General features: G+C 37.6%; 14 protein-coding genes and 2 pseudogenes. 4 read left to right on the forward strand and 12 right to left on the reverse strand.

What is annotated here, in order from left to right:
- Positions 1-32 precede the first annotated feature (32 nt).
- From H0184_RS01850 to H0184_RS01860, 3 genes are read right to left on the reverse strand one after another with little or no spacing between them, the layout of a single operon-like run.
- Positions 33-1,574, reverse strand: coding sequence for an acyl-CoA carboxylase subunit beta (locus H0184_RS01850; protein WP_221820239.1), 1,542 nt, complete (start codon positions 1,572-1,574; stop codon positions 33-35).
- Between the two features lie 19 nt (positions 1,575-1,593).
- Positions 1,594-1,806 carry an acetyl-CoA carboxylase biotin carboxyl carrier protein subunit gene (locus H0184_RS01855; RefSeq protein WP_221820240.1) on the reverse strand — a complete coding sequence of 71 codons (213 nt, stop codon included), beginning with the start codon at positions 1,804-1,806 and terminating at the stop codon, positions 1,594-1,596.
- A gap of 12 nt (positions 1,807-1,818) precedes the next feature.
- A complete protein-coding gene (locus H0184_RS01860) occupies positions 1,819-3,156 on the reverse strand; it encodes an acetyl-CoA carboxylase biotin carboxylase subunit (protein WP_221820242.1) in 1,338 nt (445 codons plus the stop codon).
- 237 nt (positions 3,157-3,393) lie between these two features.
- Between H0184_RS01860 and H0184_RS01865 the strand changes: the two genes are divergently transcribed.
- Positions 3,394-3,870: an N-acetyltransferase gene (locus H0184_RS01865; protein ID WP_221820244.1), complete on the forward strand. Its 477-nt coding sequence runs from the start codon at positions 3,394-3,396 to the stop codon at positions 3,868-3,870.
- A 30-nt stretch (positions 3,871-3,900) separates the two neighbouring features.
- On the opposite strand, the pseudogene H0184_RS28055 reads toward H0184_RS01865, so the two are convergent.
- The 5 genes and pseudogenes from H0184_RS28055 to H0184_RS01885 all read right to left on the reverse strand — a co-directional run.
- Positions 3,901-4,113 (reverse strand): annotated as a pseudogene (locus H0184_RS28055) (RsfA family transcriptional regulator); the annotation flags it as partial.
- A gap of 176 nt (positions 4,114-4,289) precedes the next feature.
- Positions 4,290-4,524: pseudogene (locus tag H0184_RS28060) on the reverse strand (RsfA family transcriptional regulator); the annotation flags it as partial.
- A gap of 80 nt (positions 4,525-4,604) precedes the next feature.
- Positions 4,605-5,369 carry an enoyl-CoA hydratase/isomerase family protein gene (locus H0184_RS01875; RefSeq protein ID WP_221820247.1) on the reverse strand — a complete coding sequence of 255 codons (765 nt, stop codon included), beginning with the start codon at positions 5,367-5,369 and terminating at the stop codon, positions 4,605-4,607.
- Between the two features lie 104 nt (positions 5,370-5,473).
- Positions 5,474-5,647 (reverse strand): 50S ribosomal protein L32, encoded by a 174-nt coding sequence (gene rpmF, locus H0184_RS01880; protein ID WP_063251584.1) that lies wholly within the window; start codon positions 5,645-5,647, stop codon positions 5,474-5,476.
- A gap of 82 nt (positions 5,648-5,729) precedes the next feature.
- Positions 5,730-6,257, reverse strand: a complete 528-nt coding sequence (locus tag H0184_RS01885; RefSeq protein WP_221820249.1) for a YceD family protein — start codon at positions 6,255-6,257, stop codon at positions 5,730-5,732.
- A gap of 252 nt (positions 6,258-6,509) precedes the next feature.
- Between H0184_RS01885 and H0184_RS01890 the strand changes: the two genes are divergently transcribed.
- A complete protein-coding gene (locus H0184_RS01890; RefSeq protein WP_221820251.1) occupies positions 6,510-7,724 on the forward strand; it encodes a nucleotidyltransferase in 1,215 nt (404 codons plus the stop codon).
- Between the two features lie 278 nt (positions 7,725-8,002).
- Here the strand turns inward: H0184_RS01890 and H0184_RS01895 are convergent, their stop codons facing one another.
- Positions 8,003-9,022: a SepM family pheromone-processing serine protease gene (locus H0184_RS01895; protein ID WP_313771699.1), complete on the reverse strand. Its 1,020-nt coding sequence runs from the start codon at positions 9,020-9,022 to the stop codon at positions 8,003-8,005.
- A gap of 5 nt (positions 9,023-9,027) precedes the next feature.
- Positions 9,028-9,807, reverse strand: a complete 780-nt coding sequence (locus H0184_RS01900; RefSeq protein ID WP_221820255.1) for a patatin-like phospholipase family protein — start codon at positions 9,805-9,807, stop codon at positions 9,028-9,030.
- A gap of 218 nt (positions 9,808-10,025) precedes the next feature.
- On the opposite strand from H0184_RS01900, the gene ylbJ reads away from it, so the two are divergent.
- A complete protein-coding gene (ylbJ, locus tag H0184_RS01905; protein WP_221820257.1) occupies positions 10,026-11,243 on the forward strand; it encodes a sporulation integral membrane protein YlbJ in 1,218 nt (405 codons plus the stop codon).
- Between the two features lie 56 nt (positions 11,244-11,299).
- Here ylbJ and coaD read toward each other — a convergent pair whose 3' ends face one another.
- Both coaD and rsmD read right to left on the reverse strand, forming a co-directional pair.
- Positions 11,300-11,782: a pantetheine-phosphate adenylyltransferase gene (gene coaD, locus H0184_RS01910; RefSeq protein WP_221820259.1), complete on the reverse strand. Its 483-nt coding sequence runs from the start codon at positions 11,780-11,782 to the stop codon at positions 11,300-11,302.
- Positions 11,783-11,795: 13 nt separating this feature from the next.
- Positions 11,796-12,356: a 16S rRNA (guanine(966)-N(2))-methyltransferase RsmD gene (gene rsmD / locus H0184_RS01915; RefSeq protein WP_221820260.1), complete on the reverse strand. Its 561-nt coding sequence runs from the start codon at positions 12,354-12,356 to the stop codon at positions 11,796-11,798.
- A 365-nt stretch (positions 12,357-12,721) separates the two neighbouring features.
- Between rsmD and H0184_RS01920 the strand changes: the two genes are divergently transcribed.
- Positions 12,722-13,111 carry a DUF7147 family protein gene (locus H0184_RS01920; RefSeq protein ID WP_221820262.1) on the forward strand — a complete coding sequence of 130 codons (390 nt, stop codon included), beginning with the start codon at positions 12,722-12,724 and terminating at the stop codon, positions 13,109-13,111.
- The last annotated feature ends 10 nt before the right edge of the window (positions 13,112-13,121 follow it).

The following is a 13,121-nucleotide window of genomic DNA, read 5'->3' on the forward strand; positions in this document are numbered from 1 at the left end:
ATTTCGCAAAATTGCGAAATGGGATTTTAGCATTACACTGGATATACAGGATGTTTCCGAACACTAAAGTTCATTTCTTTTGTTTCATAATAAGCAAAACGCTGGATGAGAACCTCCCTGAGTTCAGATGGTGCAACTATTTCATCGACAATTAGTTCTGAGGCCAGTTTGTAGATATCAATATGCTCTTTATACTCCTGCTGCTTTGCCTGTACGAAGGCTATTCTTTCTTTAGCATCTTCAATTTCACTAATTTTATTGGAATAAACCGCGTTGACCGCAGCTTCGGGACCCATAACAGCAATTTGAGCTGTTGGCAATGCAATGCAGCAATCTGGTTCAAACGCTGGACCTGCCATTGCATAAAGGCCGGCACCATAAGCTTTTCTTACTATAACAGATATTTTAGGCACGGTTGCAGAGCTCATGGCAGCAATTAACTTAGCTCCGTGTCGAATGATTCCGGCACGTTCTACTTTTGTACCAATCATAAAACCTGGTACATCAGCAAGGAATAACAATGGAATATGGTACGCATCGCATAATTGGATAAATTTTGCACCTTTATCTGCAGAATCAACAAATAGGACCCCGCCTTTTGCTTTTGGCTGATTAGCAATGATTCCAACTACTCGACCGTCAATTCTAGCGAATCCAGTAATAAGCTCGGCCGCAAATAATTTTTTTATTTCATAAAAACTATTTTTATCAATTAACCTATCAATGGCTTCATACATGTCAAACGGTGCATTTTGATTATGTGGTATAATTGCCTCTAATTCGCGCCCCTCCTTGGGAGCTTCACCATCAACTATTTTGGTTTTTTCTTTGAAACTTGAAGGAAAGTAGCTGATATAATTTTTTGCCGATTCAATCGCTTCTTCCTCACTATAGGCAAGGACATCACCACACCCGCTGACGGAACAATGCATACGTGCTCCGCCCATTTCCTCCAATGTTACTTTTTCACCAATTACCTTCTCAGCCATTCGGGGTGAGCCAAGATACATGGAAGCATTTTGATCCACCATGATTACCACATCACAAAAAGCAGGGATATATGCGCCTCCAGCAGCAGATGGCCCGAACAAGATACAAACCTGCGGAATCATCCCAGAAAGCTTTACCTGGTTATAAAAGATTTTCCCCGCACCACGGCGGTTTGGAAACATCTCCAACTGGTCCGTAATTCTTGCACCTGCAGAGTCTACAAGGTAAAACAATGGAACTTTTAACTTTTCTGCGGTTTCTTGAATTCGGATAATTTTTTCAACCGTTCGTGCTCCCCATGAGCCAGCTTTTATGGTCGAATCATTGGCCATAACACATACTGTCATTCCGTTAATTCTCCCAATTGCCGTTACAACACCATCAGCCGGCAGGTCACCTGCTTGAACATTGGCAAATTTACCATCCTCTTCATATTTTCCATCATCAAACAATAAGGCAAGCCGGTCACGGACAAACAGTTTATTTTGCTGTTTTAACTTTTCATGGTATTTCGGATGCCCGCCTGCTTCAATCCCCTTCCTTTTTTCAAACAATTGCTCATTTAATATATTGGTAGTTGTCATAATGTCCCCCTTAAAGTACTTATTCTACAATAATTAAAACATCGCCTTCATTTACAAAATCTCCAACATTAACTTTTACTTCTTTGATTAAACCATCCAGTTCACTCTCAATTGGAATCTCCATTTTCATTGACTCAAGCATCAAAACTTCCTGTCCTGCATTAACATTGTCACCGTTTGATACCATTACATTAAGTACAGTACCTGCCATAGTTGCTGTAATTTCTTTCATTCTACTCTCTCCTTATTTCACTATTTTTTTTGATAAAAAGGTTGTTGTATATATGCCTTTTTTAAAGTCTTCGTCTACTAAAATATTTAAGAAAAGCGGGACATTTGTTTTGATTCCTTCAATTTGCAGGTTCTTAAAAAATTCTTCTGCGGACTTAATAACTTCTTCCCGTCCTTCACCATGAAAAATACATTTAGCTATCATCGGGTCATAATAAGGTGTGACCGTATCTCCCTCCTGATAACCTGCATCTATTCTAGTTCCAGAACCCTCATTCCAACCAAATTTGGTGATCTTACCAGGTGATGGCAAGAACCGAATAGGATCTTCTGCATATAAACGGAATTCCATCGCATAACCTGTGGATTTTATCTGTGATTGCTGCAACGGCAAGGTCTCCCCTTGTGCAATCAGAATCTGCCACTTAACTAAATCTACTCCTGTAATCATTTCTGTTACGGGGTGTTCCACCTGAAGCCGGGTATTCATTTCTAAAAAGTAAAAATTCTCTTTTCCATCAACAATGAATTCTATGGTTCCAGCATTTTTATACCCTACAGCCTTTGCTGCCTTTAAAGCCGTTTCATAAATTTTTTGCCTTGTCCCTTCTGATAAAAAAGGAGATGGCGATTCTTCAATCACTTTTTGATGTCTTCGCTGAATGGAACAATCCCTTTCATATAGATGAACGATATTACCTATATGATCACCGAAGACTTGAACCTCGACATGTCGTGCTTCATCAATATATTTTTCAATAAACACTTCATCAGACCCGAAATAAGCAAGTGCCCTTGACTTTGTAGAGGTGAAATGTTTGATGAGCGCTTGCTCATTTTCACACAACACCATACCAATTCCACCGCCGCCGCTGCTTGCTTTAAGCATCACTGGATACTCAATCTGGGACGCCAGACCGCAGGCTTCTTCAATCGTTTTTAGGCCCTGATTGCTTCCAGGGACTACCGGCACTCCTGCCTGCTCCATTGTTTTACGAGAATCAATTTTATCTCCCATTAATTGTATCGTCTCGGGGTCTGGACCAATAAAAATAATACCTTCCCTTCTAGCAGCTTGTGCAAAAGCGGCATTTTCTGAAAGGAAACCATAACCAGGGTGAATAGCGTCTACCTTTTCATTTTTTGCTATCTCTAAAATCTTATCTGACTGCAAGTACGATTTATTTACAGGTGGTTCCCCTACACACACTGCTTTTGAAGCTGCTTTTACGTATGGCATTTCTTTATCTGCCTCTGAATAAATAGCAACACTTTCAATCCCCATTTGGGTACAGGTTTTAATAATCCTTAATGCAATTTCCCCACGATTAGCGATTAATATTTTTTGCACATAGTTTCCCCTTTCGTCCCTTAACGCTTTCACTCTTATATTTCTACAAGATTCTTTAGATTTCCTGCAAAAATAGAAAACGCTTTCTTGTTAATATATAAAGAATTTTTCGTATTTTTGTTATATAATATTATTAATTCATTTTGAATAATCGAATATCTTACCCATTTCCATATTATTCAGCATTAAATGAATATATACAGTTGATATGATAATCATTTCTTAGGGGGCTTATATATGGTGATGAACGTTCAAAAATTAAAAGTAAACTTTAAAACACTAGAGGAATTTAAGAAATTTAAAGAATATGGAATTCAAGAGCTGTCTATGCTCGAGGATTTAGAAGCAAATATGGTTGATAATGATAGTGATTCTCCATTTTACGGGATCTATTTCGGAGACAAACTAGTAGCACGAATGAGCCTATATCAAATAGATGCTAAATTTGACCGATACTTCTACCCTCCACAAAATTATTTAGAATTATGGAAGCTTGAGGTTTTACCAGAATATCAGGGTAAGGGTTATGGACAAAAGCTTGTAGAATTTGCAAAGAGCTTTGGTCTTCCAATTAAAACAAACCCAAGAGTACAATCAAGAAATTTTTGGGAGCATATGAACTTTACTAATGTAGAATATGATACGGAGCGCGATCGTGGTGAAAACCCTCTTGTCTGGTATCCAGAAGGTGTAGAAGCAGCTCATAATGAATAAAGTAAAAAGCGGACATTATGTCCGCTTTTACTATTTTTCAACTCTTTCAAGGTTCCCGTTTTTATCCATCTGGAATTTTACTTTTTGCTGTCTATCTTCTTCTTGCAAGACAACCATTTTTCGTGCTCTTTCCATAATTTCAATTAGGGAACGGTAGTCTTCTTCAATTGCCTTTAAGTTTTTGGATAATCTTTCATTTTCTGCCGCAAGTGTATAAGATTTCTTTTCAAGTTCTCGAATTTTTTGAAGAGACTTTTCCTTTGCCTGCTCAATGCTTGACGCAGTAGAAGCTTTCTTATGAAGGTTTTCTAAATACTGAAGCACGGATTGATATGACACTCCTTCACTCCTAGATGAAGCAGGTACTGGCGTCTCTTCACTTGCAAACTCATTGCTATACTCTGTTTCTGTTGGAATACCCTGTTTTTTTAATTCCTTCCGCTGTTTCTTAGCCAATTCAATTCCAGATTTATATTGCTTCCTTACAAACGAATTCCAGCGAAATCCGCAGGCTGCTGATGTGCGAGATAGCTGTTTTCCAACTTCTTCAAATGCTTGGAGCTGTGTCCCGCCTTCTCGAATATGTCTTAACACAACTTCAGCAAGCAATAAATCTTCATCTTGGGACCATGCATCTTGGCGAGTTGGTGACATCAGAAAATCCCTCCTAGTGTTTTTATTCATACATATGCATCTACTAGAAAAGATAGACTGATAACAGTTTGTCTTTATTCTTATTTCTTTGTTTTTTTACTAATAAAGTTTTTTACATAGTGATGATGGGGCTCACTTTCCCATAAAACACTGCAATTACTGACTTCTTTTTCTATTCTTTCTCTAAGTTTATTCTCTTCCCATTTTCGAATCCATACCTTTTTATATGACTCTAATACCTGTATATCAGTGGCTAACAGCTTCTCCAAATAGGTTTCACAAGAAGATATGGGGTTATTTGAATAAATATAATCTATAAAGCCAACTTCTTTTAAATATTCAATACTTTGAATATCCGCTTCCATTAAAAGCTTCATACTACTTAATGCTGGCAGTTTTTCTGCTAAAATTGTCCCGCCTCCCCAGCCAGTAGTAATGGCTTGTTTTCCTTGTACAAATCCAGCTTTAACTCCTGCCCTTGCTAAGCGGAAGTCACAAGCAGCTGCAAGCTCGCATCCACCGCCAACAGCTGTCCCATTAATTAGGGCAATGGTGGGTTTAGTCAGCGTCAACAGAGAATACAGTATGTTCGACATCCTTGAAAGCATTGGATAAGCCTCTTCTTTTGTTTGAAGTTCGTGAAAAACCGATAAGTCTCCACCTGAACAAAACGCTGTATCACCTTCTCCAGTAATGACTAGTGCCTTTATCTTTGGATCACCTGCCAAAGAAATCGCTTCCGACAAGCCATCCATCACATCGTAATTAATAGCATTTCTTTTTTCACTTCGGGCAATTGTAAAAAGTAAATAGCCACTCTCTCGTTTCTCGATTGAATAGGACAAACTGATTCTCCTCCATTTTGAAAGGTATGTATTCTGTATTAGATTTATAGAAACGACAAAAGCACAAGGGCATGTTGCTCCTTGTGCTTTTTATCCTAATGGAATTAGTCGTTAACAACGTCTTTTCCTTTGTATGTTCCGCAAGCTTTACATACGCGGTGTGAAAGTTTCATTTCACCACAGTTTGGGCAGCTTACCATACCAGGTACGTTTAATTTAAAATGTGTACGACGTTTTCTTTTTACAGTTTTAGAAGTCCTTCTAAAAGGTACAGCCATTCTTCCCACCTCCTTAAAGAGTATTAAGAAAGTAATGAAGTCCAGGAACGCTGGTTCTTCACTTTGCTTCTTGTTTTGCTGATTATGATTCGGAAGAAGAATTGTTTTTATCAAAAAACTTTGCAAGACCTGCTAGTCTTGGATCAATCTTTTTGGATTGATCTTGATCATGAACAACTTCCCAGTCCTTACCGGATTGTGGTGCTGCATCTTCATGATTAACATCATCACAGAACACCTGCATTGGAACTTCGAGTAAAAGGATTTCTCTAATGACTGGCATTAAATCAATTACTTCCCCTTTTACAAGATATACTTCCTCTTCAGTTGCATATTCTGAACCTTGTAAGAGGAAAGTTTCAGTTGTTTCGACATTAATCGGAAGTTTTACATCCACTAAAGTACGAGAACAAGGCAGGATTAAATAACCTTCTATTTTCAAATGAAATGTTACTTTTGTTGAATCAATGTCACCCCGACCTGTAATGTGCATCGGAGATACTTCACGAATCGATGGATCCGTTTCAATAATTTCATCAACTCTAATAGTATCATCAATCAGAAAATCCTTGTTTCGATATTTTTGTAATTGGCTTAATGTCCATTTCAATTGAATCACCCCAAGGCAACAAAGGTAATTATAGCCTTCGATTAAATTTTTGTCAATGTTTTTTCTTTACACCTAAAAAGGTGATTTTGATTTTAATATTTTTTCAATAACAACGTCCTCATATTAGTTTACCCAGTTCATTCACATTACAATCGCCTTATTCGAATATGCAGTATCATTATCTTATTATGGTAATTTTTGCTATAATACGAATACTGTAAAAATTAGTTTATCAATAAGGAGTAGTTACTTATGAAAGCTGTTGGTGTAATTGTTGAATACAACCCTTTCCATAATGGACATGCCTATCATTTACAAGCTGCAAAGGAAATAGCGGAAGCAGATTTAACTATCGCTGTAATGAGTGGTAATTTCCTTCAGCGCGGTGAACCTGCCCTAGTTTCTAAATGGTATCGGGCAAAAATGGCACTTCTTGGCGGTGTTGATATCGTTTTAGAACTTCCTTATCAATTTGCAACTCAAAAGGCAGAGACTTTTGCAAATGGTGCAGTCTCGATGCTAGACGCAATAGGGTGTCAGTCACTTTGCTTTGGCAGTGAAAGTGGTGATATTTCAACGATCATAAAAACTGTCAACTATTTAGAAGAACATAAGGAACAATATGATGAAAGTATTAAAATGAATATCAAAACAGGAGTTAGTTTCCCTAAAGCATTATCGTTGTCTTTTCAATCATTGTCAAGTATTGAAAACATAATGAGTTTAGAAAAACCGAATAATATCCTAGGTTTTCATTATGTAAAAGCGATACAACAACAACAAAGTTCAATCATTCCCCTCACTGTCAAAAGAAAAAATGCTGATTATCATGATGAACATTTTGCTACTGAGACAATTGCCAGTGCGACAAGCATAAGGAAAGCTCTCTTCGCCTCAGAAGAAAATAATAGTGCCATTGAGCAATATGTTCCAGCGTCAACTTACATATTACTAAAAGAGTATTTAAATGAATACGGGAACTTTCACGGTTGGGAAAATTATTGGGATTTATTACGTTTTCGCCTGCTCCATAGCAATCCTGCAGAACTAAGAGATATTTATGAAGTTGAGGAAGGAATAGAAAACAGGTTAATGGCTGCAGCAATAGATTCCTTTACCTTTAAAGAATTTATGGAAAAGGTTAAAACCAAACGATATACCTGGACTAGAATACAAAGGATATGTGTCCATATCTTAACCAATACAAAAAAGGAGGATATGGGCGTTTCTCTAGAAAAGGCCGCTTATTTAAGGCTATTAGGAATGACAACTAGAGGAAAAGATTACTTGAATAAAAATAAATCACACTTTAAACTTCCGTTGATATCAAAGCTGTCAGCATATAAGGAAAATGATATTTCTCTTGATATTAAGGCCTCTCGTGTTTATTCCTTAGGAATAGGAAAACAGAAAGGGATCAACCTATTACATCAAGAATATAAACAACCACCTATATTTATAAAATAGCTGTGTTAAATTGGGCTGTTGATTTGTGCTCCACTAAGGAAAGCTCCTTCGAATAAGCACCGCAGGGACAGGCGGTTTTTGCCTGTCACGAGGCGCTTCGCTTTCCGCAGGCGGTTCGGGGAAGCCTCCTCGGCGCTAGCGCCTGCGGGGTCTCCCCTGTCCCGTCCTCTGAGCAGGAGTCTCGCGCCTTCCGCAAAAATCAACAGGGTTCTAAAATCTATATTTCCATCACATCAATTAAAGAAAAAGATGATGCCCATGTTAAGGCATCATCTTTTTTATTTCATAGGTAGTTTTTGCAGGTAATTAATTGCGTCATCTACTAAGTCCACTGGAACAATTTTCATTTTTGAATCAATTTCTTCAGCTGTCTTGAGCGCTAATTTATAATTGGAATCAGCGCTTCCCTTTTCATTCGGGGCAAAGAAAACTTCTGCTCCTGCCTTGTCTGCAGCAACAATCTTTTGATCAATCCCGCCAATTGGTCCAATTGCTCCTTTGGAATCAATGGTCCCTGTCCCTGCAATTTTGTAGCCCTTCGTAAAGTCCTCATCCATTAATTGATCATAAATTTCTAATGTAAACATCAATCCAGCCGATGGTCCGCCAATCTCATCTGTCTTGACTGAAACGGTTGGATCTACAATTATTTCCTTATCATCCACCAAAGAAATTCCAATACCAACCTTCTTTGGATCCTCTTTAAAGGCCTGCAGGGTTACATTAACATTCTTAGTTTTATTATTCCTCTTTATCGTTAATTCTACTTGATTGCCTGCCTTTTTCTCGCCCACATATTCAATAAAATTTTCAGATGAGGTAAATTTCTGATTATCAACTTCAATGATACGATCGCCTGGAAGCAGTTTTCCTTCAGCAGGCATATCAGGCACTACCTGCACAACATAGACACCCTGGTATTTGTATTCAACCGGTAAACCAGCCTTTTTATAAGCTACTTCAATCGCATTCAGCTTGGACCCTGCCATCATGTGAAGCTGCCTGGCATTGTATTCATCTTGGGTTTCAGTTTCATGTAATATAGCATCCACTGGGTAGAGCTCAACATAATCAAATAACTTCGCCTCAACATAAGAATAGATATTGGCTCTTCCCATCCTTACAGTTGTAAGCATGAAGCTTCCCTTACCTTCCTCGCCGCCTTCAACTTGAATGATGGGAGATAATTCTTTTGCTATGCCTGGTTTTGATACATAATAAGGCAATGAAAAGAATATTCCAGCAATCATCATTAATGCTATTACAATGGAAGAACTTACAAATATTTTTCTTCTCACAGCATTTACTCCTTCCATTCCTCTATAACATTCTTTATTAGGTCTATTTGTTTTATTGCTTCTTCTTCTCCGAGAATAATGATTTCATCTATATTTGTAAATGCTCGGGAGCTATATACCTCAACAGGCGGGCGTATCATGATATCAGAAGCAATCTCACGATTAATGAGAATTTCTGTTTGCATAATATCGATACTTTGCATAATCACGTCATAAATCGAGGTGATTTCCGCATTACGCTTTACCCTTGATACATCCACTGCAATCACAATATCCGCACCCATTTCTTTCGCAACGGACACTGGAACCCTATCAGAAACTCCACCATCCACTAAGATTCTTCCATTTATTTTTTCAGGCACAAAAATCCCTGGTATAGATATACTTGCTCTTACCGCTTCAGCCACAGGTCCTTTTTTAAAAACAACTTTTTCACCAGTAAGCAAATCGGTTGCAACGATTCCCAGTGGAATGGACAAATCTTCAATATTTTTACTATGAGTAAAGACCTTAATGAAATCCTTCACTCTTTTCCCAGCAATAAAACCCATTTTCGGAACAGTAAAATCCAAAAAATATTTCCGTTTAAATGCTGTTGATAATTTATATAAGCGGTCAATTTCTATACCCGCTCCATAAAAGCTCCCTACAAGTGCTCCCATACTGCTTCCGGCGATCAAATCGATTGGGATTCCTGCTTCCTTCAAGACTTTAATAACCCCTAAGTGTGCAAATCCACGTGCTCCACCCGAACCAAGTGCTAACCCTATTATAGGACGCTTCAAAGCATTCCCTCCTTTTCATAAGCTATAAAAGCATTATGACAATAAACATAATATGTTCGGAGAAATCTCGTTCAATCTTATGGTCTAAATTAGCGTTCTATGAGTATATTTGTGTTATATGGGGACAAGTCAAGTCTAAAAGTGTGAATGAATAATCCTTATTTTAACATTATTTATTTATACAGTATAACAAAACCATCGGAAAGGAGGCTCTTTCTTTGTTTCAATCAAAAATAAAAACAATATTTCTTTCTTTATCAGCTATCATTTTAGCTGGTTCTTTGATAACTTTTCCAAAGGAGTCACTTGAAGCCTCCATACGCGGTCTAAACATGTGGTGGGAAATTGTTTTTCCTTCTTTGCTGCCTTTTTTTATCGTATCAGAAATGCTTATTGGTTTTGGAGTAGTTAAATTTATCGGGGTCTTATTAGAGCCTCTCATGAGACCTCTATTTAGAGTTCCTGGTGTCGGGGGTTTTGTTTGGGCAATGGGAATGGCCTCTGGTTTTCCAGCTGGCGCCAAACTGACTGCAAGACTTCGTCAGGAGGGTCAGTTAACACAAATTGAAGCAGAAAGGCTGGTTTCATTTACTAACTCCTCTAACCCATTATTTATTTTCGGTGCCGTAGCGGTCGGTTTTTTTCACAACCCGCACTTAGGGGTAATCCTGGCACTGGCCCATTATTTAGGGAATATTTGTGTTGGTATTATTATGCGATTTTATGGCAGTGAAACTCCTGATAAGGGGAAGGACAAGCAAGGTAAATTTATAGTAAAAACTGCATTATCAGCCTTGCATCAAACTAGATTAAAAGACAAAAGGCCGATCGGCAAACTTCTTGGTGATGCTGTCAATTCATCTATTCAAACCTTACTAATGGTTGGTGGATTTATTATTTTGTTTTCAGTTATTAACAAGCTGCTTTTTCTTCTACATATTACTGGAGCACTTGCAAAAGGCTTTGACTTAATTTTTTCATTCCTTTCATTCCCAGATATACTTAGCATTCCATTCATATCTGGATTATTTGAAATTACAATGGGGAGCGATTTAACAAGCCGGGTTCAGGAGGCTACTTTGCTGCAGCAAGCGATCATCACCAGCTTTATTTTAGGCTTTAGCGGTTTTAGTGTTCAAGCACAGGTTGCCAGCATTTTAGCACAAGCTGGTATTCGCTTTAAGCCGTTCTTCTTTGCAAGAATTTTGCAGGGTATATTCGCCAGCGTATTTGCACTAATTTTGTGGAAACCAATTTATATACGCTTTTATCAAACAGAACACCCCTCTAACGCAATCCCTGTTGGTTTCTTCGGAGAAGAGTCTTGGCTACATTCTTACTTTCAGAAATTAATGGAACTCGGTCCACTAATTACGATTATTTCACTTTGTATTTATGTGCTTATCCTTTACAGCCGATTACGTAAAAGCTACTAGAATATGCAGAAAGAAGCCCTGGCACTTTGCCAAGGCTTTTTACATGTCTTTATATATCATCGGTTAAATTTCTTGTTCAGTGCCATTTCCACGATTGGAGGAACGAGCTCTGATATATTCCCATTGTATTTTGATACTTCTTTAACAATACTAGAGCTTAAAAATGAATATTGACTGTTTGTCATAATAAAGAATGTTTCGATTTCATCATTTAGAACTCTGTTCATCGAGGTTATTTGCATTTCATATTCAAAATCTGAAACCGCACGTAAACCTCGAATGATTGCATTTGCATTAACAGCCTTAGCATATTCAACTAGGAGCCCAGAATGTTCATCAACCTTTACATTTGGGAGGTCCTTTGTTACTTCTTTTATTAGATTCATCCGCTCTTCCACTGTAAAAAGCGGATTCTTAGATGAATTATTCATCACGCTTACATAGACCATATCAAATACCTTGGCGCCTCTTCTTATAATATCTAAATGACCATACGTGATTGGGTCAAAACTTCCAGGACAAACAGCAATACTAGACACAAATGACTCCCCCTTATTCCTCACTAAACCGCGAATAAATTGTTATCGCAATAATTCCATACTTTTCATGCTTATATTGTGTAAACTCCCCGACACTGTCTGGTAATTCAACATCATGGCTATGTTCACAGACAATATACCCTTCATTATTCAAGAGTCTGTGTTCCGATATTTTTTGCATTAAACTAAGTAACTGCTGCTTTTTGTATGGCGGATCTAAAAATATGTAATCAAAACGTATTTCCCTTTTTATCAAGGCTTTTATTGCTCGTTCTGCATCATTTCGATAAACTTCTGCATTATCCTCCATTTTACACGCTTCTATATTCTCATAGATCGTTTGAATGGCCTTTGCATCTCGGTCAACAAATATAACCCTATCTAATCCTCTGCTCAGGGCTTCCAGTCCTAGTCCACCACTTCCAGCGAAAAGGTCAAGCCCCAATCCTCCTTCAAAATAGGGTCCAATCATATTAAATAAGGCTTCTTTTACTTTATCCGTTGTTGGTCTGGTTGTATTTCCAGGAACAGCTTTTAAAGCTCTGCCTTTACAAACACCTGAAACGACTCTCAATCATTATCACCACAATTTTTCTATATTCTATTTTTAACATTATCCTATCATAATTGAATAAACTAGCCAACTTGCCGGATTAATTTACAAAAAATTATTTTAAAAGACGTATAAGCTTGTTAGTTGTGGAGATAATGTTACTAACAACATCAATTCGAGGATGTTGTTGCCAACCGCGGAGAAGACTTACGTTTCCCCATAAGTTCTTCCTCCGGTTTCTCCTCTCCCTTTGCCTTCTATCCTTTATCGAGGATGTAGAAGGACCCTGCAGATTTATGTCTGCAGGGTTTTTTCTTTGTTTTTAACATTGTTACTAAAATTATGATAAAGTAAGGAATGAAATCATAAATAAAGGAGAGTTATTTTTGATACAACGCTTTATTGAACTAGGTGAAGGCTATTCTGATATATATGAGCTGCTTGAACTAGCAAAAGCCAATCATCACAGGCTACTTCATATGATGGCATTCCACACCGTTAAGAATGAGAAGCAAGTGACTTCTTTAGCAGTAGTTTTACAACTCACAGACCCTGGAAAATTCCAAGCCCTTTATTTCTGCCGTGAAGGTATTCCAAATCCAAACTTTATACCTAATAAAAGGTATGACTTGTTTCAGCAGACTGCAGAGGAACTTGGAAAGGAAATTATTCAACTTTCTGTCAAACCTTCTTCTATCTTCCATGAGAAAGAGCTATATTATCAACATTTAATCGCAATATTGAGATTAAACCATTATATACGACCCTTACATTAAAAAAGCTTCA

The sequence above is a fragment of the Neobacillus niacini genome, assembly GCF_019749295.1.
GTDB lineage: Bacteria > Bacillota > Bacilli > Bacillales > Cytobacillaceae > Neobacillus > Neobacillus niacini_D.